This window comes from Bombilactobacillus sp. ESL1097, assembly GCF_058107205.1.
Genome location: NZ_JBYLUB010000004.1, coordinates 67,817 through 92,192, shown reverse-complemented (window position 1 = coordinate 92,192; position 24,376 = coordinate 67,817). Strand labels below are relative to the sequence as shown.

Sequence of the window (24,376 nt, the reverse complement as noted above, 5' to 3'; positions counted from 1 at the left end):
GCTCATAGGACTCTGTATCCACGCTTCATTTTGACACTTATTTATACTGATAATTTTGCTGGTGCTATTTTGATACCACTAAAATTCGTCCTATTTCGCTATTAATTTTCAGCATTATTTCCAATTTTTTCGTTCGATTTTTATTGCTTTTTCAAGTGGTTCAGGCGCAAGCGCCTAAATGCAATCTAAAACCACCATAATTTGATTTTTGCTTACTTTAATGTAATTACACTAATCAGTGATTAAAACGGCTAAAATCGACCATTTTTTTAAGCTAAATAAAAAGCCTGCCGTTTTCTAACGACAAGCTTTAGGCAATTATTATTTTTAGTCAATATAGCTTTGGTTCAAATCCATATTTATTCAGCTCTTCCAAATCGATCTAAACCATTAGTTTTCATCAATAAATGTTTGGAACAAACTTATAAGTGCTGGATTAGTAAATCTAATCCCTTTACCTTCTGAAATTTGAGCATATGTTAATTCCAAAGCCCGATATTGTTCCGTACTGATGTTAGCTGGATTAATCTTCAATTCAACACAAATCAATGCTTCAATAAACCACCGTGGGCTTTCTGTATACAGTTGTTTAATGGTTTTAGCATAAACATTCAATAGGTTCACAGCCACGCTATCCGCAACCACTTCTTCATAGGATTGACCTAGGATTTTCTTGTAATGATTAGCTGGAACCTTGGTCTTTTTGAATGAGTAAGTCATATCAGAAATCTTTTGTGCCATTTTGGCAATTGGCTCTTTGGTAAATTCATCATAGTATCTTTTCATAGCTAATATCCTTTCTATTTTGTCTTTATGCCTGTTCCTGTACGTTCTCTAGTGCTTTCAAAACACTATCTTTATAAAGATTTAGTTCTAAGCTTGGTTGATAAGCTATATTGAAACTGTGCAAAGTCGTTAATGCTCTAAATTGCCATTCATTTAAATCACTTTCATGAATGCCTAACGCCGTGCTAGCAAATTCTCGGGAGCTAATATCGTTTAGTGAACTATCAAGGAAACTAATAGTTGCTTTTTTAAAGTTCGGCAAAAACAAGTCCGTTGTTTGCCCTTGAGCATTAACATCATATGTGACTAATACAAACACCCCATTATTACCCTTCATAAAATCAATCACATCTTGGGTTGAGTCCTTATTAACTGTTAAAAGGGTTTCCTGTTCTTCTGGGTCTATCGCCATGCCTCCCTTGAATTCCCTTAATTCATCGTCAGTTGTCGTCATATCATGAACAAAGTCTGTACTCTTTTCTAATGAGCCCCAATCACGCGCACCAATTAACTTAGAAACAATTAAAACGTCTGAAAGTGCTAATTTATTCAAATCTTGATTGTATTCAAATAAAGTACCTGCCACATATTCATCATTTAGTTTTACAGCAGTTGCCATCATAATCTTTTTAGTCATAATCTCAATTCTCCATTTTCTACTTGTGTTTTATTGTTTTTATTGTTTGTTTGGTTATTATTTATTCGCCAACTAGTTAATCAAAGTGGTTCCACTAAAGAAATACCATACGATTGACATATTGCTCGGTAAGCTTGCTGAAATTCACTGTCCGCAAAATCAGTAAAATCACAGCAATATTCTTCAAGTGTTGCCCTGCTAGTATCTGGTTTATACAAAAGTAAATCTCGACCTGTAATCTCATAATTCCTAGTGCTAGTGTAAATATTAAACACCGCATAACCATCGTTATTATCGCCATAATCAAACATATTTTTAACTGTTTCCATATTTGATTGAACGTCATCTTTCTTGGCTTCAATCACTCTGATTGCATTATTAGCAATCAAACAACGGCTAATTTCATCAACAATTGCTTGTCTTTTCTTATCCAAACTCAAATATCTATCCATGCAATAATTGACCTTGTTAAAATTAATACCTAGGTTTAATAAGTCCATTAACATAATTCGACCATAGCCCCACTGGTAATGGTAGGCGACCCCTGCCACTTTCTTTCTTCCATCAAAGACTTGCACCAAGGCCTGTGTTCTTTCGCCCATAACTTAACTCCTATTCTGTATATTTGTACTTTGCTATTACTATTCTGAATAAACCACTAGTCAAATCTATCAAGGGTAATCAAATAGCAAGTTCATCAAAAGACTATTCAAATTAACACCACCTTTCAGTTGCTAATCCGTTACACGCCACGCCAGGCCAAAAGCTTTTTTTTCGCTTTTGACGCAAAGCATTAAACCACCAAAGAGGGTGATTGCAAGTGTTGCGCTTGCGCAAGGTTCAGTTTTCGGTGCAACCGAAAAGTTAACCGGCACTTGCAATCACTTGGAACCCGTTGCTGGCTTTGCTTTAGGCGCGTTAGCGTGGTTCCTGAAGCAAAGATAGGCTACGGGTTCCCTTTGGTGGTTAAAGCCCAACCGCTAGGGTGGGCGTATGCGGGGCGCAAAAGAGAAAAATGTGGGTTATGAACTTGCTTTTGAACTTGGGTTTAGGTTTTGGGGTTGATGTCCTAATTAGATAGGAGCTTTTTTGCGTTTGAGTTTGCATTAAACAGTTAAAGAAAAAATTGCAACGTGGGGCGCTCTAGCGCCTAGAATCAGTCTTTGTCTTGCAAAAAAAGACTAATTCGCCACTTGCAATTTATTTAGAAGCTGTTGATGTCCGTATTTGCGGGTTTCAAATAAGGATATTTACAGCTTCTCTTTAACTATTTAGCCCGCTGTAGCGGGGCGTATGCTTACTCAATGCAAAAAAGGATACTTAAACTAATGAAGCGTCAAAGTTCGACAACTCGGTGATGTTCAAATAGTGATGTTAACAGAATCGATCTTTGGGAGCTTCAATATATTCCAGAAGACAAGATAATATGTACTGCATCTTTAGAAATTAGGTATAAGAATAGGCAACGAACAAATGCAAGAGACAATAGCAAAAGTTCTGTTGATGTTAGTAAGACAACAAATGTGGGTTAAGCATAACATCAGGAAACAAGCCTTATATGTAATGAATAAAAACAACACCAAAAGCTGATAAATTTATGATGTATTTTATTGCGTTAATATAAACAAAAAAGCTAGCAACTTAATTACTAGCTTTTTTAATTTCTCAATTCATCTTCGTGCATTAGTTGATCTTTGCTAATTGATAAATCAACCGGAATTTTACCGGTTCTTGCAATTTGATTATAGACGAGCTTACAAAGTGAAGCTTGACTGAGGCCAAGCTCACTTAACACGTAATCAACTATATCAGCTGTTTGTTTAGACACCTTGAAAGATATTCGTTTATCTATTAATTTATCTGTCATTAAAATCTATCCCCTTTTAGAATTAATTTAACACTACTTTTGTGCTTTATATGCCAATTTATGGACGTAAAATGGATATAAGTTGCCAATTATGAATTCAAATTACCATTAGCCACTATTTTCTTATATTCTTTGTATTCTTCCAGCAGACAATCAATACCAATATTTACAGCAGCAGTCTTTGTTAACTTCTTTTTTCTATTAGTACGATTCATGGCATTAATCTTCCGAAAAAAAGGATTATAAAGCTCATCTTCTGCCAAAAATCGTACTTTCTGCTTGTCCAGCTTTAGATACCTATCAGAAAATACTGAATCTCTTAATTTCTGATTCGCCTTATAACGAAAATTGATCGTATTGAATTCATGTAATGAATAGCGATATACAGCTTTAGGATCTATCTCAAATTCATTTGCCAAAGAGTTTACATACCAAATATTTTTTTTGGGTATTGAAATTGTTAAAACATTTCTTTTAGGCTTACTAATTCGCTTATTAATAGCGATTAAATCCTCTTTAAGTAATAAAACATTTTCCATGATCGTTTGCCTCAACTATATGATTTTTTTGGTAAAAGGTGTCAATTAAAAGCCATCAAAAATAATCTAATATTCAATTGATATTATACATCAATATGTCTTTTTAATAGTACTTCTAAATTATAAATTTATTCCGTATATTTAATCTTAAGAAATCGCTATATAACAGCTATTATATTCCATTTTAAATTAATTATGAGTTGAAATTTTAATAATATAGTTTATTCATTTATTATATTAAATTCCATTCAAGCCATTTAATATCCAGTAAATCACAATATATTGAATTTTTGATTATAAATACGAAGCATGTAAAAGTTTAAGAGTAATAGTATTATTACTAATATATACTGTTAAATATACTTCTAAAGTATAACTTTTATTAGAACATTAATTATTTACTAATTCCTATTTAAAAGAGTTTTTATAATCTTTTATACAAAAAATAACCATTTAAATTGAACTATTTATTTTGCTTTTATTTTTATATTTTTTATTTATAGATAAAACATTGCATAGCTAAAGCAATGGCTATCATTTGATATTATTTTTTATTTTTAAGATTGTACCAAAAACGTTTTAACTCAATTAGGCTTAATATCAACGACTATTTGGCCCATCATAAATTGCTTAAGTTCAGGATCTTAGCTCTAAATACTTAATACAACAACAATTCACAAGTAAATGACAAAAACTATTAAATTAAAAATTATTTATTATGGAAGTTAAAATAGATAGCCAAAATTACATGTCTTATTAACTATGATAATACACAACAATAAACGTATTAGCACCTAACATAACCCTGTTTAAATAAAGAATAATACAGCTTTTTAAACAAAAAATATGCAATAAGAATTATTATATATTTCATTTATATTTCAAATTGTTTATTACTAATTTTAAACTAAATTGGTGTTTCACTTTTAACGAACTTATATCTATTATTACCCGTATATCAGTTAAATCTAGTTTTTACACTTGGTATTATTTTGAAACTATTTGCAAATGATAATTAGTATTCATTTTAAAACTTTCAACTACATTCTAGGTTATACACTGTATTGAACCATTAAATAGTAAAGCCCATATATTACAGTGTTTTAACCTACTGTTTCAACTAATTTATCACTTTAATTTAAAAAATAAAAACATAAAAAAAGGCAATTTAAAATCGCCTTTTTTATTTTGTATACAATATCTGTCATGTCAGCATGGTTAATCATAGTAAAATTCAGAAACGTTTAACTTGAAAGCCATTAGCGGGATCAAGCTTTTCTCTAGTTTCACTCTTTGCTTCATTTTCAACAGATTTATCTTGATTTTTCGGTGTGTTCTGATTGCTACTATCGATACTTTTCGAATTAGAATTAGTCTCTTCTTCTTTTGTATTTGCATCAATCATTTGAAGCAAAGCTTCACGTACAAGCCTTGAATTTGAAATAAGTTTATTATGATCAAGAAAATCTACTATCTTCTTGTCATCTTCATTATTAGTATTGAGTCTTACAGATATTGATTTTATTGTCATTAAGCTTTACCTCTTCACTATTCATTAGCACTAACATTAATTCCTAATTTATAAAATCCGTTAACGTTAGCAACCTCTGAGTTCTTAGTAAACTCAACGTTAGGGTACTTGGATTCAATCTTTTCTTTATCAATTAAATTAGCACCACCACCGGTAATGATCATCGTATCAATACTATCAATATCATCAAATGTAGTACCAATCTGATTAATTAACTGTTGAGTAAATTCTTCAATCGCTTTATTAGCTAATTCTGTAATGTCTATCTTGTTCTTACGAGAATACTCATAAACCCATTCTTCTTGTTTAAGAGTTTTAGCAATCTTGTAAATACTTACATCACCGTTCATCTTGGATGCAATAGACTTATAAAGATTATCAATACCCGTATTAATTTGTTGGCTTAAGGTTTCTTGTAATCTAAATCCAACTAAAGTATCAATAAGAATGGTTCCTCCTCCTATATCTACTATTCCCACTTTATCGGTGCTTAAGTTTTTATTGGCTATAGTTACACCATCATCTTCAAGCAGTTCATTATATAAGGTACCCACTGGCTGTGGAACTATCATTACATTTTCAACTTTCACAGTGTAAGTAACATCATCAATATCTACTTGGTGCTGCCCTTTTAATACTTTTTCGGATAAAACTTTCATTTTTTGCTCATCTTGATAATCCTTACTAGGAACGCCTGCTACTACATCAATTTCCATAATGCCGCCCTTGGCCTGATCAAAGTCTGAAGCTAACAACCCAAGCGCAAAGTTAGCCAAAAGTTTAAAGGATTCATCACTGTATCTATCATTTCTAACCATTGTATCAATCATAAATTTATCTAGATGCAAGCTGTCTATCTCTTTACTCCATACATATTCGCTTTCCATAGTAGGAATTTTAAAAGTAGTTAAGTTTTTATTTACTCCAGCAAACCCCATAGATGATCCCAAATGACTCTTTTCTAAAAAGTGTGATGGTAAAATATACTCTTTTTTTTCACTCTTTAATTTTGTCTGCTTATTTCCCAAATCCAACGCAAAAACTTTTTTGTCCATGATATCTTCCCCTTAATTTAGTTTGTTTATTTCTTTACAAAAACAATTATAATATAGAAAATGCAGAAAGTAAAGAACTTTCTACATTTTCTATATGTTCTATATTTTCTACAATCGTAAGCTTCAGGTGGCATATTATTATCTATAATTTCTACATTTTCTATAATTTCTACACTAAAAAGGCGTAAAATAAGCTTTTTTCTTCTATACTTTCTATAACTTCTATAATTTCTACACTAAGAGAAGGATAAAAATGTTTCATTTTTTCTACATCTTCTATAGCTTCTATACTTTCTAAATGTTCTATATTTTCTATAGTAACATTACATTCTTCGTATTTGAATTAATCAATTAACTGTTTCCAGAATAAAAAAAGCCGGACAATATTTAATTGTCTGGCCATACATACTTATCTAATAAATTTTAATTAGTCTAATATCTTTTCAAGTGCTTTAGTTACAGCAGCACTATCAATTTCTTTTACTGCCTTTAACTTCTTATTATATTGACGACATGCTTTCTTTATTGACTTCAATGCTGATTCGGTTACATCCTTACTTACAATAACCAAATCTGAATTCTTAATCTTAGCAGCTAACCTAGTACTAGGTTCATTGCCTTTTAACTGATCATAGCTGCCACCTCTGTCTATTACATAATCTTCAGTACTTCTTTGGACATTATGATTAGCGTTGCCAATCGCTAAAATATTTAATCCAGCATATATCTGTTCAATATGATCCTTTTCAAAATAATTGCCAATGCCATCTTCTTTGCTATTTGAGTGATTCTTAGCGTTATCAGCAGTAGATCCTGTCAAACTACTATCATGATGAATCCAACATACCTTTCCATTCATAATATCTTCAGGATAATAGGCATAGTCTATAGAATTTCCCGGCTGTAATTTGAACTTTTGAACATCCTCGTCCCTCAAAAGAACATCAGTATCTAGTTCATTCTCCGGTTCTTTTACAGTAACTTCTAATCTGTTAATACTACTATCTTCTTTGACAACCAGATTAGTGATCAATCGGCGATTGATTTGTAAATCTGTTGTTGCTTTCTTTTTCAAAATTTTAAATTCGTACTTTTGTTTATGTTCCGAATACGTTGCTTGTATGAAATCTCCGGGGTCTATCTTCATGAATCTAATAGCCTTTTCTGGAACAAAGATAGAAGCTTTCTTATTAATGCAACCACCTCTAAGTCGTTGTTGGAAGAAACCTTTAACTATCTTTCTATCATCACTAATACCTTCTTTATAAGAGCCATATTCTTTTTCTTCCGTCTTCAATTCGTTAGAAACAGTTTCAGCTGCTGACTCTTTTTTGAACGCTTTGATATCATTAGCAGAACTATTATCGTTTATATTGAGTGTGAATTTTGCTTGATGAATCTCAAGTAACAACTCTACCTGAGATTTAATACTAGCCACAAGCTCTTCTACGTTATCATCAGATATTTGATTTACTTTATTCACTAAATCTTTCTTCATAAGTTCTATCATTTCATTCTTAAGCATTAGGAATCACCTTTCTAATATCGAATATACTCGTTATTATAGTCATTTTATTTATCAAAAATAAACAAAAAAAGCGTAGCCATAAGCTACGCCCAAACAATAAAACATAAGGAGGAATGGAAAATTCCAAACCTTATTTGTTACTTCTTAACTGTAAAACGCAGCTATTAATTTGTCAAATAGACTAATCCAGATCCTCCATATCGTCTTTAACTATAATAAACAAATTTTGGTTTTCGCCAATAATTGAATCTAAAACATCGTCATCTGTGTTCCATCCCTGACTATCAATAAAATCTTGACGTTCTTCTTCATCATCAAATCCATAAGTTTCTAAATATTCGTTCAATGGATAAATAGCAATATGGTTAAAGTCTCTTTTAGAAAATCCATTATTGAAGATCCAATTTGCAAGCAAGTAATCTTCTTTGACATAACTAAAGTTAGCTCTGGGGTCATAGTTAAAATAATATTCAGTTTCATCTCCACCATAGCTACATACCAAAACTTGGTTATTGTATAGCAGCTTAGCATCTTGAATAAGATAATTGTCAGAAACAAAGGCTCTATCAAGAATTTCACGGCCAATCAGATCATTAACTCTTAAATCATACTTCTTGGCTTCTTGAATTCCAAAATACTCTAACTCATCAAATTCAATATCATCCAATTGAAGAATTGATTTAATGTATTCTTCTTCTTCAAGATAATCAATGCCTAAGATTTCATCCAAATCATCTATATCAGAGAAATCTTCAAAATGAGAATCAGAATAATGATCACTGAAGGACAGTTGATATACAATATCTTCATTGTCCAATACCAAAAAATAATAGCTATTGGTTGAGTGGGATTCTTTACTATTAATTATTTTTACTATCTTATGATCTTCACCATCAAATTTAGCTTTATCAATTGTAAATATAGCATTAATTAATTTTAACTGTTCAGTCTCTGTAATTTCCATATTAGTTCTCCTTTAAACTTAACTACTTATCTTTCCTCTTCATCCTACAAAGATATTATAGCACACACTTACCAGTAGTGGTAAATAATTTAACATTTTATTACCTTTGCTGGTAAATAGCTTTTGTTCACATTACCACTAGTGGTAAAATAGTTTTAAAATAATTTAGAAAGAAGTTGCAAATTATGACAGTTAGAATTGAAAACTGGAATGACGAAAGAGGATCAGGATTAGAAAGGGCCAAAGAGCTCATTCTCACGTATAACAAAAAAAATAGCATAAGTTTAATTCATCAGTTAACACATATCCCACTGCAAACATTATACAATTATCGAAGTAACCCAAGTCGGCTAGACAACGCCAACTGGACAACAATCAATAAACTAGCTCAAGTTTGGGATATTAATTATGTACAACAAACCATTGGCTCTCAAGAAGCCTTAGATGTCTTTTCAAAAGTACTAGTGTCAGCTTTTGCCGATTGGAATCAGTCAGCAAACAGCGAAGCGCTTAGCAGAGTAATTACTCGTCTTGGAGAAATGGTTCTGAGTGATCCGGTAATGACAGCTGAATTATTTACAGAGTACAGAGGGGACGGAGATACGGATGCAGACATCGAATAACAAGGTGGAAAAGGAACTAATTCAGATAACTGATAATTTCATCTCTGAAGATAAAAGCCTAATTAAGACAGGCGATCACTACCTTCTCTCAAAAGCTTCCGTAACAGTCATGTTTGCCATCGTGCTGTTAATTTTAAAGATATCCACCAGTACCTTAGCGTGCGTGCTTTGTTCATGCTTGTTGATTATGCCGGCATTATTTTCACTTAAAAATTTAATAATGTATCACAAGCGGAGCGAAAGTTTATCTGAAGGAAAGCTAAAAGAAGAAATCTATAGCAAATACGAAAATCAGAGTGATTCAAAGCTAGCTGATAAAGTTATTGATGATCTTATTAGTTATTCAAAAAAAGATACCATCTTTTCCTTTGTGCTAGGTTCACTCTTTGCAATAGTTTTTATATGTATGTGTGTTGCTATTTTTACACCAATAGCTGTCCAGTTAATCTGGCTGTGTGGCAACCTATTTGAAATCATAATAGTTTTAGATTTAATCAAAACTTGGTGGGAGGTTAAATATCAGATTGTACCTGAGACATTAGCCAATATATCACTAGACTATTCCATTGAGGCTTACTACAAATCAATCAATGAGGATCAAAACTAATTAGCATAGGAGGACATCATGGACAGTGATATAAACCAAAAATTATTAAATCTCACTACAGATTTTATCAAATCTAAAGAATATAAAAAAAAATTTCATAACTATCTTTTCTGGGATTATATATCTCTTATATTGTTTTTGGTTTTGACTATATTTAGTATGATCATAAATAGCTTCTATATTTCATTTACTTTATTGATAATGATCATCGCCCTTTATGTAATAGAATCATATGTTTTACTCCATTTAAAAAATAATCCGATAACCTCATTTACCAATTATAAAAAGAACATTTCCAAAACCATTCTAACTACTCAAATTTATTCTTTATACAATACCTTTGAGGGAATAGAGATCCCCAAAGCTGTTCTTAAACATTTTAAAAGCAAATTTTCTAGAACAGTATCACCTTTTATTTCTTCGTTAATTACAATAGCAATTTCTATCATTACTAGTATATTTACTAAAGCTCCACACTATTTACCGATTAAGGATTTTCATTCAATGAATATTATTGTAATTACTGCAATTACTATTATTTATATAATAATCGCGGTATTATCGTGGCTTCATAATACCCATTTCATCAAAAAAGAAGCAATAAGAGTAATTACGCAAAATTACATTGACAATTATTACTCAAAAAGCACTTTTATCAAAAGAAACATATAATTAATCCCAGTTTTGTAAAATATAATCAGTTCCTGATCCACTTTTGTATCCCTAAAGATTTAGAAATAGAAAAACTTCAAAAGACTAGTAAATACTGGTCTTTTTTATTATATTTTTCAGCAAAAAGACTTGACATTTTATACTATCGATAGTATTATAATATATGTAGGGAGGAGGTGATGATATGAAGAAACATTTTAAGACAAAGAAAAAGAACTTGAAAATTCAGATAAATTTTGAGGTTAATCTAAAAATTTTCAAGTTCTCAATAAACATAAGCTGGAGCCCCTAACGGGGCTTTTGCCTACACTTAATTTTAACAAATAAAAGGAGCACATTACAATGAAAAAAGTTTTTAATTTTAGTAATAAGGTTGTTGGTGATACCCGCAAAATTAACGTTTCAATTAATGTTCCTAGCTGGGTTACCATCATTGCCTTAATACTACTTGTAGGATGGTTAATTTTAAAATAATCAATTATAAAACTTCTTTAAAGGGACAATTTTAATGGAAAACACAAAGAATAGTCAAACCGAAGCCAATAAGCGCTGGCAAGAAAAAAATCGCGATCATACTAAATATTTGAGAAATCGATCAACTGCTAGAAGCTTTATTAGAAAGTGGGCAACACTTGAAGATATTCAAGAATTAGAACAACTTATAGTGGAACGGAAAGAATTGCTAAACAAATAGATTTTAAATGCGCTCTCATTGATAATTTTGCAAACAAGTTTATCCCGTTTGCAGATTGAACCTAATCAATGTGGGCGCATCTTTTTGTGCTTTTTTTATTTATTAAAGGTGTTAGTAATTCTTTGTATTAAAAAAATATACTAAGTATATTTGATATATTTAGTATACTAAATATACCTGATATACTCACATAAATGAGTAAATTATTGCTTCCTAGTTCTAGCATTATATATCATTAATTCTTCTTCACTTAAATCTTTCTGATAAAAATCAATTGCCTTTCTTAAAACATCATACATAGGCATATTCTTTGCATAGGCAATTCCTTTAATTTTATTCAATACATCAGGATCTACACGCACATTTTTTCTATCTTTTGAAGTATATACCTCTTGTTTAATGTTGCTGCTTAAATCCTTCTTAATGTGAACGTCTTTAGCCGTTAATCCCTTTCTTTTATTTTCAGATTCTTGAATACTCTTACTTACTAATCCCATCTAAACCAATCTCCCTTCCCTTTTTTAAAGTTCTATTGTGTAAAGAATCCGCATATTGTGGAACATACTTATATCCTGTTAAATCACCCTCGGACTCATAATAATTTATTCGATCTTCTAACTCACAAAAAATATCACTGAAAATGCTCCACATACGTCGATCAATATAATCATTTAAAGCAATTCCGGTTTCACCATATTCTTCAATTCTATTAGATCCTTTTACAATAGTGGAAAAAATATTCTCTTCACCGTAATCTTTACGCAATTGATCTAAGTGTCTCTGTTGCTTTTTCTGACGTGGCGCAAATAGTACAGGTAAAATTCCTATTATTTCTACCCCTATTGTTGAAATAATATTTCCTTCGCTATCTCTTGTCGCAAGAGTCTCAACTATCGGCCCAATATTTTCTTCAACAAATTTAGTCGTTCCTTCGATAGCGTATCTTTTTAATTCTTGAACAGCAATTATATAGTCACAAGAAGCAATAAAAGCATTAATAATATTGTCAACATTAGGAGGACAATCTATAAAAACATAATCATATACTTCTCTTAGCTCATCAAAGACCTTGTTAAAGATCTTTAGTCTACTAGTTGAACTGGAACCTCTCATAAACGCCCAATCGTTCAACTGCTTAGAAGTATTACTTCCAGCAATAAAATCTAAATTATCACTCAAATGAGTAACATTTCCTAACCAATTTTCAGTTTTAATAGCAATTCCAATAGACCCTACATACTCTGTAACTCCAAATGTTGTTGTCATATTAGAAGTAGAATTGCTCTGTTGATCATAATCTACAAGTAATATTTTTTTATTGAATATTTGAGATGCCACCACAGATAAGATATCGTTATCCGTTGTTTTTCCTATTCCGCCTTTAAGGTTCGTCATAAGAATAACTTTACCTTTTTTATTATCCATACCGATTACCTCCCAAGTATATTTAGTATACCTGATATATTAGATATATTTAGTATATCAAATATACTAAATATACCAAATATATTAAGTATACTAAATATACTTTTTACTTTACTTCTTGTCAATGTAGCAACGAGCAATTTGTATTGACATAATACATATCAAAATGCTTTAATGTACTTAAACCTAAAGAGATACTAGCATGTAGATTAATACCTCTTAGGTAAAAGGTCGATAGATTTAAAGTGAATTTAGCAAAATATGTAATTTGTCTTTGACAATCTAATCGATCCATTTAATAATTAAGATAGTTTTTCACAAGAAAAACCGATTTAAAATTTAAAAGGGGCTTGGTAACCTCTGGTAATCTTAAATTGCTGATTTAGACAACAAAAAAAGCCTTGCTGGTAACAAGGCTTTGAATTATCAAATTAAGGAAGAATTAAGACTTGGTCAGTCCCGAATTCTTCAAGAATAGATTTAAGTAAATCTATTTGTTGATTTTAGTAGCTTGGGAGGCTACTAAAATTTTTAGAAATTATACGAAATCAAAGGAGCTAAAGGAGCTTTCCTTTAAAAAATATTTTCAGAGGTTTGCTATATAATATATAACCACTCCGAGCAAGGAGTTTTGTTGTAAACTATATAACTAACACAGTTATTATTATATAGCAACCTCCTTTAAGTATCAACAATATCAGTGCTTTTTATGCATCTAAAAAATATTTTTAGGAGAAAATTACTATGCAATACGTAACATCAGAATCAAATAAAAATTTAAACTCAACAGCGGTATTCGATATCTTTTTCCAAAGCGACAGATATTCTGAACTGACAAGTAAGGCTATTCTTTTATATGGCCTGTATTATCGGCGACAGTTAACGTCTTTAAAAAACAAAGGAAAATGGCAAGATAAGAATGGCCGCTGCTTTTTTATGTGTTCGAACGAATCAGCTGCTAAATATCTAAGATGGAGCACTAGCAAAGTTGCTAAGGCTAAAGCTCAACTGGTGGATGCAGGACTATTAATCACCAAACGAACAATGCGCGCTAATAAAATGTACCTGATGCAACCAGAAACAGATGATCAAGACCCAAATAATGACACCAAACGTTCGAACACTTCAAAATCAAGTAATAAAGACGAAGTCGAAAAAGATTTAAATGATAATGAGTTAGAATCCAATGATTTAGAACAAACCTCTACTGATTCAGCAAACCAAACGAACGTAGATGTCATTATCACCAGTAGCTTGATTTTTTCTGATCTATGCCCGCAAGAACTAGAACTATACAAGCTTTATTTCCGTAGAAACCAAGCTTCTTTAATTAACTCTGATAAGTGGCGTGACAAGAACGAGCAAGTCTATTTCAATTACAGTAACAAATCAGTAGCTGATAAATTAGACTGGAGCTGCTGGAAAGTTAGCAAATACAAGAATAGCCTAATTAACCGCGGTTTGTTGAAGAGTAAGCGGACAGTATTGTCTGATCGCCTATATTTGGTGATTCCAACTAACGATAATTCAAAAAACAACATTCGTTCATTTGGTGAAAACCAAACGACCAAACGTAGCAACAGTTCAAAATCACACACGAGTACTTTAAATATATTTAAACCAACTAATAAACCAGATACTATTAATTCTGATACTAATAACGCGCATATATCAAATCACCAAATCAACCAAAATCAAAAACTAAACCAAGAATTATTCGAACAAGAAATCAATAACACTCAAATTTTCACAGCAGAACAACAAGCAATTCTTAGTGTGCTATCAAACCATGATTTTGATAAATACCAAGAACTCAAACGAGTAATTTTGTCTGCCAAGAAAAAGTCTCTGAACAGTCATCAAATTCGTAGTAGCCTCTTTGATTTTTATGACGAAGATGTTAGCAAGTCCTTCCACGACATGCTTTTGACAGTGATCAAGAAAATGAAATATGGCAAAATTAGGAACCTTGGTTCTTACATGTATCGCGCTGTTTCAGAACTGTTTGAAAGACTGGGAAATCAACGCCTTCAAAGTGGTGAAAAGTTATTCTGGAATGATCCTGAAACACCGGGATTTAATCCCCAATATGCTGTCCGGCAATTTGGATTTTAGTTTAATCATGCTCGAGAATGGCCTGTGTAGTTCAAGTAATTTTTAGGCCAACAAAGTTGGTCAAATCCAGTTAAATTAATAATCTAGCAAATCACTAGAAACACATGCATTAACATGCTTTTACGGGTGCCAAAGTACTTAGTGGCTTGCTAAAGTTGCATAGTGTGCGACTAAATGAAAAATGAACAAAATTCTGAGTAAAACATCAAATTTTGACATTTTGAAAAAATTTATTGGCAATATATTATGCAAGAATATGCGACTTTAAGAAAAAACTAAACGTTGATTTAACAACTTTTGTAACGATTATGCGTCAATAATCGTTGAAATAATTTCACTCACTTGATGAAAAAATGCCCAACATGTTTTAATTTTTTGTTTGAAAATATGTTCGATAGGCGCTAAAATCATGGTGTTAGAAAGTTTTTGGGCTTTTGAGCGAGCCTTAGAAATCAAGGAACCTACTGCTAAACGAATCTGGTTTAGCTTTTAATTCCATTTCCTAAAGCACATTAACTACCAATAGTGCAGTTCATAGGACATCAAAAATAGCCTTGAAGGTATTACCAGTACCGACAAGGCGAAAAGTAGGTTCCTATAAGGTGACAACATTCGAACACCCTACAGAATAAAGTTATCAGCTAGCCCTGATAACAACCATACTTGGACGGACATTTATCCGCCCTCATTTCAAGTACTTTAGTGGATACACTAAGGTAATTTGGCAATGAGTGGATAAGTGTAGACACCCCAAGTTATTTAAATATACTAAAAAATATATTTGGACAAATGGTTGTTATCTCGCGGAGATAACCTGTTTGTCCATTTTTATTTTGTAGGCATACCCAAAAACTATCTAACAATGAGCAACGTAATAATCAAGCGGGGATGAGATATTTATGCAAACAGTTAGCCAAAAGCGTTTAAAACAGTCAGGCTTTGGGGGCAAGGTGGACGTTGGACGGTTAATCCAAGAAGCCCATTACGTAGCAACTTGGCAGGGAAAAACTTTTGTTAATTTGCGTAATGCCCAATTCATCGATAAAGCTAACTCCAAGAGAATTAATATCAAAAAGCTTTATCCGCAGATTAAGGCAGCATATCACACCAATGGCCGCGTGATGGCCAAAAGAAGCCGTAAAGGCGCACCGTTATTACGTTGTTTGTATATTAGAAAGAGCTAAACTAGGGACTGGCCAACTATCCAAGACAGAAAGTTTACTTCCAAACTCTTTCTAAAACCATTATTTTAACATTAGAACTTTGACAACTTAGCCGATAAGCAAGTTTTAAGAACTTTGCTAACAAGGTAGATCCAGCGTGAACATTGGGTGAGAGCTTTGTTCTAAGTACCATAGATACGAGTGCTTTTTTAGGGAAAGACGATGCACTCATGTCCGGACACGCTAAGGCAAAAAACATGCAGATATAGTTAAAAACTATTGAACTCTCACATGCAGAGAGCAACGACTGGTAGTTTGTTGTTGCTGGTATGCGGGGTAAGAATTCGAACCGCAGCTGTGAAAAGCTTCTTCACGGATCTCGGATGGACTTATCAGGTTGACAGATATCCATAAACTGTGCACGACCGGTTGACAGTTAATCCATAAACTGTACTTTGCAGTCAGATGACAATACTAAAAGTCATCACTTTCCCGAATTACTTAGTTTAAAACCCAATTAAATTAGAGGGGTGGATATGAAACTAAGATTTGATAAAAATAAATTCAAGAGATTAATGCTAAAAATGTTCCAAATTTTAGCCGCAGCATTAGGAATGGCAGTAGTAGATTCTTTGTTTATTTTCATAGCAAATAAAGCTACTAAACATGTAACTCCTAATCCATTTCAGTTTAAAACATGGGCAGATTACGTACTAATTTGCTTATGGATCACATCAAGTATTATACCAGTATTGATTTTAATTTTAGCAAGAAAAAAGCCAATGACCGTGATTAGTCGATTTAGTCTGATCGGAACAGCATGTTCAATTGCGACGGTAATACCAATTAAATTACAGATGGAATTGTATTCAAAAAAGATTACACCAATGGATGTAACACACGTAGTTTCGAATACAAAGCTCACTTACTATGTTTTTGTAGGTAGTTTACTCCTTGGCTATGTCGTAACTTTGGTTATTAGCCAAGAATTAATATCTAAAAGTAACTGGGGTTTGTTTTGGCTAGCATTGCCCTATATCATTTGCTATTTAGAAATTAATTCGAAATATAGTCATTTTATCAACTTCATTAAAATGACCGATTTTAATACGAAGAATATTGCCGCTATGATAAATAAATCATCGAACATGAATATTTTGTTAATGAATGAGATCTGGTACACGATAATTAGCATGGTAATCATGATTGCAGTTATAGAATTGGGGGTGGTAGTTTTTGCGACCATCTATGAAGCGATCAAAGAAAAAGCCAAGTTATCAAAAGAATGATAAGAGAGTGCATGACAATAAGCGTAAACCTAAAAAGAGTCGTAAAGAGTTACGTGATGATAAGCGTAAATTTAAAAAGATTTACAAATATCGGACTCCGAAAGATGTATTACAACAAAAGATAATGCCAATACTTTTTGTTCTTGGGATAGTGTTAATGATTATTTCCGGTATATCAATGACTCATACTAAAAATGAGTATCAAAAAAAAATCATGGCAGAGTCTATGAAGTATAAACAAGAGTTGCCAATATTTAACGGCAGCAAAACAAGTAAAGGCACTTTGGAACTAGGGCATACTCTTTTAAGCAAAGATAAAAAAAATCTTGCAGTGGAAATTATGTATGATCATGACGCTCATCAAAGCTTACCATCTTTTGGTAATCATTATAAATTGCGTGTTGTCAAACGAGTAAATGATAAAAAGCATTATCAAGTTAGTTATGGATTGTTTGGAACCGATGGTTCTGGTGTTTTACAAATTCACAGTGACAGAGGATTTGCTGATAAATCGTTTATTATTATGTTAATTGACGATAGTCGAATTGTTACTTCTGATTCATTAACATCCGATTCTGTTCCGGACGATGCGGATATTGATAAATCAATAACTGCTCAGTTATCTGGAAGTGATAATAGCTCTGATGATTCTGAAGATACCAATTCAACTAGTACAGCATTTCAAAATCAAAACCCCATTTATTATGTAAGATTGAATGCGATGAATGCTAAACGTAATTATCGTAATTGGTCAAATGATGCAGAAATGGTTACCGATTTATTTGTAAAAGATAATTTGAAAAAATTTACAAAAGCACACAGAGATGATCAGCGTCAATTAAAAGATGCTTATGCATCATTAAAAGAAATGGAGCACCGATTAGCGGTTAATCCAAAGGATACGGATGCCGCTCAAAATAAGGAAGACCTACAAAGTTCGATTAAATCTTTAAAGGATTCTACTAAACAAGCAGATAAGAATTACCATTATTTAAAAAATAGTAGTTTTAATCCTAATATTTTAGAGCCTAAACAAACTAAATATCACGTTTACTCGGAAAATGATCCTAAAGTAACCGAACATCATCAGAAAAAATAACATTAAGAGGTGAGTCAGAAATGAAGAAGAAGATTTCATCTTGGTAAAAGCAGATTTAACAATACCGGCTAAGTATGAAGAGCTATATAACAATGCACTAAGTGTTTCTAATGTGGGTGATTCAACATTTATTGGGTATCAAGAACAAATTGATACACTGAGCGATGTTATGAATCGCCCTGAAACGCCTAGTGCTATTTTATTGGGTGAACAAGGGATTGGTAAAACCGCTTTGTTTGAGGAGTGGCTACGACGTAATCCTGATTATGTAGGTATCACTCTAAACATTGAGTTACTAGGATCTTTAGGAATTAATCAAATGGAATCACGCCTTTCAACTTTACTAAAAGATATGAATGATATTAGGGAGTTAATGATAGGTGGAACTAATAAGAAGATGGTTCTATTCATCGATGAAATTCATAAACTGAATGGTTATGGTCTTACGGATGGATCTTCTGGAGCAATGAACGCTTTAAAAGAAGGTCTGGCCAGAGGTGTTTTTCCTTTAATAGTTGCAACTACAGATAAGGAATACCAAAGGATGATTGTAACAGATGCAGCCTTTGATCGTAGATTTTCGAAGATAGTGTTGGAACCACCTGATGCAGAGACAGTATTAATAATTTTAAAAAAGAGATTATTGAAGTGGGTTAAATTACAAAAGGTCAAGATTAAGGTATCTGAGGCCACTTTGAAAGAACTAATTGAATTTTGTGACATCTATATAAGAGATCAAGTTAATCCAGCAAAGTCTTTATCCATTTTAGAAAGTGCTTTTTCGCACGCTGTTCGGCTAAAAACAAATATTAATCATGATACTTTGAGTTATGTATTCAGAAGCCAAGGGTATAACATAGATTCTCCTGTAACTGCTAAGCAAGTCAAAGATGCAGTTGGAGAATCTATTATCGGTCAACCATTAGCCCTGAAGATGTTATTCGATAGTATCAATTCAACATTCTATACAAAGCGTAATCGTAGGCAACCTATGATGACGCTTTTTTTTGCGGGTACAACCGGAGTAGGAAAAACTGAAACGGCCAAAGCATTAGCTAAAGTCTTTTTTGGTAAAGAGAACTCACTACTAACTCTAAACTGCGGGGACTTTGGAGAAGCTTCTGATGCTTCGTTTGCGCAACACTTTATTGGCGATCAAATGTCTGTTAATAAGCAAAAAGTTATTTTACTGGATGAATTGGAAAAGGCTCATCCGCAGGTCATGTTCGGCTTTATGAGAATGATTGATGAAGGAATAGTTCGTGATAGTCATGAAACAGAAAGATCCATTAATAACACGATTATTATTGCTACTTCTAACTTAGGAACATCGGTCTTTCAAGATTTAAAAAAGTCCATGAACTTAGACAGCCGCCCAGATCCTAATAAATTTACTCCTGATTTAGAAGAACAATGGTGGCAAAGGGAAAAGGACGTTCGCAATAACTTAACTAAGGGGGGAGATACAGATACTAAAAGGTTTATTAAACCAGAATTTTTAGAAAGATTTCAAATGTTAGTACCGTTCTTACCATTAGCTAAAGTAACAAATGCCTTAATTGCTCAAAAGAAATTAAATCAGTTTATCCAAGAGGAAAAGCAAATGGGATATAACTTTTACTTGCCTCCAAAATATACAAAAAAGCAATGGGATTATTTATTGAAAAAAAATATTTATTCCAATGTCGATCCGGTATCAGTAATGATTTCTGAGAGCATCATCGGTGAAGATTCAACACAAGCTGGTGCTAGATCTATTAACCGTTTTATTAATAACTTTGTTAAAGCCAAAGCGGCAGCTAAAATTGCTGATCTTAAAGAACATCAGCAGGCGACGGATGGTAATTTTTACATTCGGACTAATGGTCAAGCCTTGTTTGAAGACAATAATCGCGGTGAACCGAATGTAGAAATCTTATATGTACCAAAAAGTAAGATCCATGACTCTGAATATATTAATCAAATCTTAGCTATTAATCCCAAAAATCAGGATAAAAGTCGTGAAGAAATTAATCAACTGTTAGCTATTTCATAGCTAATTCGGACATAGAAAGGAGGTGAGAAAATGAAGAGAAAACAACCAACAGATACCATTAAAAAGATTTTTCATCATCGCTTCTTTGTTATTTTAGTGACAGTTTTAACTTTCTTTGTAAGTGCTTCTGTGGTGAAAACTCAAGCTCAAGATGCTGGTAATTATCAGTTTGGTTCAGTCTTTCAATATTTTATGTTAGATAACCGAGCCGATGCTTTACAAAGTTCTGCTAAAAAGGCAGCTAAAGGTAAAGATAGTTCAACCATTAAGAAAATCTTTACTGGTCAAATAGGCTCTGGTGGTGTTCAAGGAACTTTTAGTTACGATGATATGGTTTCTTCTGCTCCTAAAGATATTAAGGATGCCAAAACTACTGCTAAAAACTTTGCATCTATGATGGCCACTTATTCAACCTTTAATTATATGTCTAACGATGTTCAAGGTTTTAGCAGTATCATGCCAACATTTGCCCGCTGGGCAATAGGAAAACTTTTGTTTATTCCAGCTATTTTAGATGATATTGGTAATTTATTGTCCAAAGCTTTATTGAAAGTAGTTATCACGTACAATCCATATACTTTTCTATCTAATATAGTTGCACATACTAAGTTTTCATCTAAATTACAAACGGCGTTAAATCTTTCTCAAGAGGATATTTCTGCTTATTCTCATGTGATTTTAGTTGTGATTACAATCAGTCTTCTTGCAACTTTATTTGCAGCACTTATAAGTATGAGTTCAGGAAGATCAAACCCACGGGCGCTTGGTAAGTTAAAAGGTCAAATAATAACAATAATTGTGTTGCCGTTAACTTTAGTTTTAGCCGGCGATTTAGTTTCGCAATTATCTGGAAAATTAACACTAACACAAAGTGCTAATAGTACAGGCTTTGGAAGGTATTTCGTAGATGATAAATCTTGGGCATATAATTTTAATTTTGCTCCTGTTGGCAATGACACGACTAAATCAAGTGATATTCACCCCTCTCATAATAATTCATATGTTGACCTTGATTTTGACCCATATACTTCATCTGGAGCTGATCGTATTTCAAAAATTAATGAGTATAGTTCCTACATGGGAGATGGATCAAAAGTTAAGGGTGACTCCAAGAATTCCAAAAAGAAGAACAAGATAAATTTGGGTGCATTATTTGCTAATTCTTCTGTTTTATCCGTTTATTCTCAAGGCAAAACATTCTCAGCGATTGATTATATCAACTATAAGGGAACCAAAGATGCTGAAGATAAACTGTTGGGTGGAGGTAATGAAGCTAAGACTGTCGGTGCTTATTACAATTATGCCCAAAATATGAGTAATAGTAACACACTGTTGGATACAAAGAACTCATATACGGGTTCTGGATTAAAGAATGATGATACTAGTTCAGATGGGCCGTTTAAGAAAGCTATTAAAGACTACGATGTAGGACAAAATGGCGATCATAAACTGAATACTTCGGCTTCCACAGCATGGCGTGATCGGTTTATTTATGGAGCTAAAACTGGTGGCGATGTTGCATCTTATTACGGAGCAGCACCATCAGATGAAATGTTGCATACAACCGTTGGTGCTGGTGAACAAGGTAATTCTTTATCTGATCAGTCAATGTTCTTAATTTTGTCTAGTATTTTTAATGAGACAGGTGGTAGTTATAACATTGAAGCACCTGCCCGTGGTGGAGCTCAAAAAATTCCTAGTTTTGACTCTAACCGAAGTAATTACTACGTGATTTCTTTGACAGGTTTTACGGGATTTTCAACTTTTGGGTTAATAACGACACCAATTATTCAATTAATCATACTTTGGTCAATGATTGTTGCTCTGTTGTCCATTGGAATCATAGATATGGTATGGCGTCCCATTAGAGTAGCAGGAAAAGCCATGTTAACAGGCAGATTGGAGTATGTGGGAGCATATGTAATTTATGCCATTGGTTTTGTTGGTAATGTTTTTGAATTTGTTATTGCTGCTGGTTTGCTTGAGAAATTCTTGTATGCTATTGGAGATTCCGTAAGTAGCATAGCTAAAATCATGAAGTGGGATCCACAAGATCCTTATTCTTCAATGAATTTGCATGGTTTTGGTGTACTTTTGACAGCTGGTTTTAGCGTTGCTCTACTATTGATTTATATCTTTAGGAAAGAGTTTAGAGGCAAGTTTACTAGTTTGTTCACTCTAATTTGGGAATGGGCTAAAGAAACTGGTGACAGAATTGAAAGCCGAGCTAGTTCTGGTGGAGAGTCAATTTTCTCAAGAAGTAACGGTAATGTTCAAAATAGAATTAATTCTGTTGATAGAGCCTTAGGAAAGGCAGTTCCTAAACGTGTTCAAAAGGGTTTAGGAGAAGCGTCTAATGCAATGAATAAAAAATTCCCACGTTTGTCTAGATTAGTTGGTTCAAATAGTGGAAGTCATTCGCCTAACACTCAGCCTAAGACCCCAAAGAATATTCAATTCGACGGAATGATGGAACGTGCTCAAGGTGCTTTATCAGAAATTAGTAACGATCCTAACATCAGTATTAATACTGAAAATCAAATTAGCCATGCTAATAAGTCGTTAAATCAATTTCATGGTAATCCGCAAGATAAGAATAGTTTGATTAATGCACAAGATGGGCTGCAAACTGTCAAGGAATCTATGATTGAGGACGGTGCCTCAGAGCAAGCTATTAATCAAATTGATAATTCATTGAATGAAATGAATCATTATGGAATTAATAACCATATTCTTCCAGAAGAAAAGCAGACACCGTTGGGAACACAGCCTGATAAAGCTCCTGTAATTGATCCTAACGATCTACCAAATAGTAATTCTGTAGGTAGCTCTAATGAATTTGATTCACGGTCTGCTACTGAATTGGGCTCTCAGCCTGATAAAGCTTCTACGTTAGATCCTAATAATTTGTCGAACAGCAATTCTATAGGTAGTTTAAATGATCTTTATAAATCACAGCCTTTAGATGTTAATACTGATAGTCAAGATCCAACTTCATTAGGATCTAAACCGGACAAAGCTTCTGTGATAGATCCTAATAATTTAGCAAACCCAGAATCTGATATTCAAAATACAGTTCCAGACATGAAGGATTCTGATTTAGGACTCAATCCTAATAATTATGCTCCTGATCCTCTGAAACCAACTTCTGGTAAAGATTTTGCGGATCGTCAAGGATTAAATGATAAAAATCCTAGTGTCACAAATGTCAATAATATTCACAACGATAATCGTATTGAAGGAAAGCCTCAGCCTAAAGCTAGTGATTTGAATAACTCTAAGATTCCATCAACTGACAAGAGTCAAAGACCACTTGGTAAAACTAATGCTGAGACATCAGTACCAACTTATGTTCAAAAGAGTTCTCCTGCCAAAACTGTTGATATGAATCAAAGACCAGTTCAGCCACGTCCTAACTTGAATCCTACTAATAATACGATTAATCGCCAACAAGTGATTAACAACAATAACAAACAAGTTTCTATTGATCAAAGCAAGCGGATGATTACTAATCAGCAAATTAAAAATGTTAATACCAGCTTGGGACGTGCTGCTAAGCAACCTGAGATCCAAGATACTTTGAATAAACTCAGACATGCTAATCAGAAAAAAGAGTTTGATCGACTTTCTGATCAATTGCGTAAGAATGTATCTCAATTAGATACAAGAATGAAGTCTGGTGTAAACAGTAAATTGCTTAATAGTAATTTGGAAGATATTAGAAAGCAAATGAAGAGAGGTAAGTAG

The 24,376-nt window shown here is 32.8% G+C and carries 24 protein-coding genes; 12 read left to right on the top strand and 12 right to left on the bottom strand.

Annotated features, from left to right (window positions below):
• Positions 1 to 390: 390 nt before the first annotated feature.
• From AC3B6D_RS09155 to AC3B6D_RS09145, 3 genes are all read right to left on the bottom strand, one after another.
• Positions 391 to 786 (bottom strand): hypothetical protein, encoded by a 396-nt coding sequence (locus tag AC3B6D_RS09155; RefSeq protein WP_489775541.1) that lies wholly within the window; start codon positions 784 to 786, stop codon positions 391 to 393.
• A gap of 25 nt (positions 787 to 811) precedes the next feature.
• Complete coding sequence (locus AC3B6D_RS09150) at positions 812 to 1,423, bottom strand: hypothetical protein (protein ID WP_489775540.1); 612 nt, start codon at positions 1,421 to 1,423, stop codon at positions 812 to 814.
• Between the two features lie 80 nt (positions 1,424 to 1,503).
• Positions 1,504 to 2,025, bottom strand: coding sequence for a hypothetical protein (locus AC3B6D_RS09145; RefSeq protein ID WP_489775539.1), 522 nt, complete (start codon positions 2,023 to 2,025; stop codon positions 1,504 to 1,506).
• Between the two features lie 208 nt (positions 2,026 to 2,233).
• On the opposite strand from AC3B6D_RS09145, the gene AC3B6D_RS09140 reads away from it, so the two are divergent.
• Complete coding sequence (locus AC3B6D_RS09140; protein ID WP_489775538.1) at positions 2,234 to 2,368, top strand: hypothetical protein; 135 nt, start codon at positions 2,234 to 2,236, stop codon at positions 2,366 to 2,368.
• A gap of 712 nt (positions 2,369 to 3,080) precedes the next feature.
• Here AC3B6D_RS09140 and AC3B6D_RS09135 read toward each other — a convergent pair.
• The 6 genes from AC3B6D_RS09135 to AC3B6D_RS09110 all read right to left on the bottom strand — a co-directional run bounded on the left by AC3B6D_RS09135 (position 3,081) and on the right by AC3B6D_RS09110 (position 8,907).
• The gene (locus AC3B6D_RS09135) at positions 3,081 to 3,290 is read right to left on the bottom strand and encodes a type II toxin-antitoxin system RelB/DinJ family antitoxin (RefSeq protein WP_489775537.1); all 210 of its coding nucleotides are present in this window, start codon (positions 3,288 to 3,290) and stop codon (positions 3,081 to 3,083) included.
• A gap of 89 nt (positions 3,291 to 3,379) precedes the next feature.
• Positions 3,380 to 3,829 carry a hypothetical protein gene (locus AC3B6D_RS09130; RefSeq protein ID WP_489775536.1) on the bottom strand — a complete coding sequence of 150 codons (450 nt, stop codon included), beginning with the start codon at positions 3,827 to 3,829 and terminating at the stop codon, positions 3,380 to 3,382.
• Between the two features lie 1,234 nt (positions 3,830 to 5,063).
• Positions 5,064 to 5,360, bottom strand: coding sequence for a hypothetical protein (locus tag AC3B6D_RS09125; protein ID WP_489775535.1), 297 nt, complete (start codon positions 5,358 to 5,360; stop codon positions 5,064 to 5,066).
• Between the two features lie 17 nt (positions 5,361 to 5,377).
• A complete protein-coding gene (locus AC3B6D_RS09120; RefSeq protein WP_489775534.1) occupies positions 5,378 to 6,415 on the bottom strand; it encodes a ParM/StbA family protein in 1,038 nt (345 codons plus the stop codon).
• Between the two features lie 427 nt (positions 6,416 to 6,842).
• Entirely contained in the window at positions 6,843 to 7,940 is a 1,098-nt protein-coding gene (locus tag AC3B6D_RS09115) for a hypothetical protein (RefSeq protein ID WP_489775533.1), read from the bottom strand.
• 184 nt (positions 7,941 to 8,124) lie between these two features.
• Positions 8,125 to 8,907 (bottom strand): hypothetical protein, encoded by a 783-nt coding sequence (locus AC3B6D_RS09110; protein ID WP_489775532.1) that lies wholly within the window; start codon positions 8,905 to 8,907, stop codon positions 8,125 to 8,127.
• A 185-nt stretch (positions 8,908 to 9,092) separates the two neighbouring features.
• Here AC3B6D_RS09110 and AC3B6D_RS09105 point away from each other — a divergent pair, with 185 nt between their 5' ends.
• The 5 genes from AC3B6D_RS09105 to AC3B6D_RS09085 all read left to right on the top strand — a co-directional run bounded on the left by AC3B6D_RS09105 (position 9,093) and on the right by AC3B6D_RS09085 (position 11,503).
• Entirely contained in the window at positions 9,093 to 9,530 is a 438-nt protein-coding gene (locus AC3B6D_RS09105) for a hypothetical protein (protein ID WP_489775531.1), read from the top strand.
• Entirely contained in the window at positions 9,514 to 10,137 is a 624-nt protein-coding gene (locus AC3B6D_RS09100; RefSeq protein WP_489775530.1) for a hypothetical protein, read from the top strand. Before AC3B6D_RS09105 ends, AC3B6D_RS09100 begins: the two co-directional genes overlap by 17 nt.
• A gap of 18 nt (positions 10,138 to 10,155) precedes the next feature.
• Positions 10,156 to 10,809: a hypothetical protein gene (locus AC3B6D_RS09095; RefSeq protein WP_489775529.1), complete on the top strand. Its 654-nt coding sequence runs from the start codon at positions 10,156 to 10,158 to the stop codon at positions 10,807 to 10,809.
• Positions 10,810 to 11,151: 342 nt separating this feature from the next.
• Entirely contained in the window at positions 11,152 to 11,283 is a 132-nt protein-coding gene (locus AC3B6D_RS09090; RefSeq protein ID WP_489775528.1) for a hypothetical protein, read from the top strand.
• A 34-nt stretch (positions 11,284 to 11,317) separates the two neighbouring features.
• The gene (locus tag AC3B6D_RS09085; RefSeq protein ID WP_489775527.1) at positions 11,318 to 11,503 is read left to right on the top strand and encodes a hypothetical protein; all 186 of its coding nucleotides are present in this window, start codon (positions 11,318 to 11,320) and stop codon (positions 11,501 to 11,503) included.
• Between the two features lie 203 nt (positions 11,504 to 11,706).
• Here the strand turns inward: AC3B6D_RS09085 and AC3B6D_RS09080 are convergent, their stop codons facing one another.
• Together AC3B6D_RS09080 and AC3B6D_RS09075 are read right to left on the bottom strand one after the other, a co-directional pair.
• Positions 11,707 to 12,000 carry a DNA segregation protein PrgO gene (locus tag AC3B6D_RS09080; protein WP_489775526.1) on the bottom strand — a complete coding sequence of 98 codons (294 nt, stop codon included), beginning with the start codon at positions 11,998 to 12,000 and terminating at the stop codon, positions 11,707 to 11,709.
• On the bottom strand, positions 11,984 to 12,928 hold the full coding sequence (locus AC3B6D_RS09075) for an AAA family ATPase (RefSeq protein ID WP_489775525.1): 945 nt from the start codon (positions 12,926 to 12,928) through the stop codon (positions 11,984 to 11,986). The genes AC3B6D_RS09080 and AC3B6D_RS09075 overlap by 17 nt, the downstream gene beginning before the upstream one ends.
• A 744-nt stretch (positions 12,929 to 13,672) precedes the next feature.
• Here AC3B6D_RS09075 and AC3B6D_RS09070 point away from each other — a divergent pair.
• On the top strand, positions 13,673 to 15,043 hold the full coding sequence (locus AC3B6D_RS09070) for a replication initiator protein A (RefSeq protein ID WP_489775524.1): 1,371 nt from the start codon (positions 13,673 to 13,675) through the stop codon (positions 15,041 to 15,043).
• 306 nt (positions 15,044 to 15,349) lie between these two features.
• On the opposite strand, the gene AC3B6D_RS09065 is transcribed toward AC3B6D_RS09070, so the two are convergent.
• Positions 15,350 to 15,499, bottom strand: a complete 150-nt coding sequence (locus AC3B6D_RS09065; RefSeq protein WP_489775523.1) for a hypothetical protein — start codon at positions 15,497 to 15,499, stop codon at positions 15,350 to 15,352.
• 443 nt (positions 15,500 to 15,942) lie between these two features.
• Between AC3B6D_RS09065 and AC3B6D_RS09060 the strand changes: the two genes are divergently transcribed.
• From AC3B6D_RS09060 to AC3B6D_RS09040, 5 genes are all read left to right on the top strand, one after another.
• Positions 15,943 to 16,227, top strand: a complete 285-nt coding sequence (locus tag AC3B6D_RS09060) for a hypothetical protein (RefSeq protein ID WP_489775522.1) — start codon at positions 15,943 to 15,945, stop codon at positions 16,225 to 16,227.
• 515 nt (positions 16,228 to 16,742) lie between these two features.
• Positions 16,743 to 17,495, top strand: coding sequence for a hypothetical protein (locus tag AC3B6D_RS09055; RefSeq protein ID WP_489775521.1), 753 nt, complete (start codon positions 16,743 to 16,745; stop codon positions 17,493 to 17,495).
• Entirely contained in the window at positions 17,443 to 18,594 is a 1,152-nt protein-coding gene (locus tag AC3B6D_RS09050; RefSeq protein WP_489775520.1) for a hypothetical protein, read from the top strand. The genes AC3B6D_RS09055 and AC3B6D_RS09050 overlap by 53 nt, the downstream gene beginning before the upstream one ends.
• Positions 18,595 to 18,634: 40 nt before the next feature.
• Positions 18,635 to 20,629 carry an AAA family ATPase gene (locus tag AC3B6D_RS09045; RefSeq protein WP_489775519.1) on the top strand — a complete coding sequence of 665 codons (1,995 nt, stop codon included), beginning with the start codon at positions 18,635 to 18,637 and terminating at the stop codon, positions 20,627 to 20,629.
• 30 nt (positions 20,630 to 20,659) lie between these two features.
• Complete coding sequence (locus AC3B6D_RS09040) at positions 20,660 to 24,376, top strand: hypothetical protein (RefSeq protein WP_489775518.1); 3,717 nt, start codon at positions 20,660 to 20,662, stop codon at positions 24,374 to 24,376.

What these genes read in the sequence shown, in the direction of transcription:
- AC3B6D_RS09155 (WP_489775541.1), bottom strand. Translation starts at nt 786, where the DNA reads ATGAAAAGATACTATGATGAATTTACCAAAGAGCCAATTGCCAAAATG.
- AC3B6D_RS09150 (WP_489775540.1), bottom strand. Translation starts at nt 1,423, where the DNA reads ATGACTAAAAAGATTATGATGGCAACTGCTGTAAAACTAAATGATGAA.
- AC3B6D_RS09145 (WP_489775539.1), bottom strand. Translation starts at nt 2,025, where the DNA reads ATGGGCGAAAGAACACAGGCCTTGGTGCAAGTCTTTGATGGAAGAAAG.
- AC3B6D_RS09135 (WP_489775537.1), bottom strand. Translation starts at nt 3,290, where the DNA reads ATGACAGATAAATTAATAGATAAACGAATATCTTTCAAGGTGTCTAAA.
- AC3B6D_RS09130 (WP_489775536.1), bottom strand. Translation starts at nt 3,829, where the DNA reads ATGGAAAATGTTTTATTACTTAAAGAGGATTTAATCGCTATTAATAAG.
- AC3B6D_RS09125 (WP_489775535.1), bottom strand. Translation starts at nt 5,360, where the DNA reads ATGACAATAAAATCAATATCTGTAAGACTCAATACTAATAATGAAGAT.
- AC3B6D_RS09120 (WP_489775534.1), bottom strand. Translation starts at nt 6,415, where the DNA reads ATGGACAAAAAAGTTTTTGCGTTGGATTTGGGAAATAAGCAGACAAAA.
- AC3B6D_RS09115 (WP_489775533.1), bottom strand. Translation starts at nt 7,940, where the DNA reads ATGCTTAAGAATGAAATGATAGAACTTATGAAGAAAGATTTAGTGAAT.
- AC3B6D_RS09110 (WP_489775532.1), bottom strand. Translation starts at nt 8,907, where the DNA reads ATGGAAATTACAGAGACTGAACAGTTAAAATTAATTAATGCTATATTT.
- AC3B6D_RS09105 (WP_489775531.1), top strand. Translation starts at nt 9,093, where the DNA reads ATGACAGTTAGAATTGAAAACTGGAATGACGAAAGAGGATCAGGATTA.
- AC3B6D_RS09100 (WP_489775530.1), top strand. Translation starts at nt 9,514, where the DNA reads ATGCAGACATCGAATAACAAGGTGGAAAAGGAACTAATTCAGATAACT.
- AC3B6D_RS09095 (WP_489775529.1), top strand. Translation starts at nt 10,156, where the DNA reads ATGGACAGTGATATAAACCAAAAATTATTAAATCTCACTACAGATTTT.
- AC3B6D_RS09090 (WP_489775528.1), top strand. Translation starts at nt 11,152, where the DNA reads ATGAAAAAAGTTTTTAATTTTAGTAATAAGGTTGTTGGTGATACCCGC.
- AC3B6D_RS09085 (WP_489775527.1), top strand. Translation starts at nt 11,318, where the DNA reads ATGGAAAACACAAAGAATAGTCAAACCGAAGCCAATAAGCGCTGGCAA.
- AC3B6D_RS09080 (WP_489775526.1), bottom strand. Translation starts at nt 12,000, where the DNA reads ATGGGATTAGTAAGTAAGAGTATTCAAGAATCTGAAAATAAAAGAAAG.
- AC3B6D_RS09075 (WP_489775525.1), bottom strand. Translation starts at nt 12,928, where the DNA reads ATGGATAATAAAAAAGGTAAAGTTATTCTTATGACGAACCTTAAAGGC.
- AC3B6D_RS09070 (WP_489775524.1), top strand. Translation starts at nt 13,673, where the DNA reads ATGCAATACGTAACATCAGAATCAAATAAAAATTTAAACTCAACAGCG.
- AC3B6D_RS09060 (WP_489775522.1), top strand. Translation starts at nt 15,943, where the DNA reads ATGCAAACAGTTAGCCAAAAGCGTTTAAAACAGTCAGGCTTTGGGGGC.
- AC3B6D_RS09055 (WP_489775521.1), top strand. Translation starts at nt 16,743, where the DNA reads ATGAAACTAAGATTTGATAAAAATAAATTCAAGAGATTAATGCTAAAA.
- AC3B6D_RS09040 (WP_489775518.1), top strand. Translation starts at nt 20,660, where the DNA reads ATGAAGAGAAAACAACCAACAGATACCATTAAAAAGATTTTTCATCAT.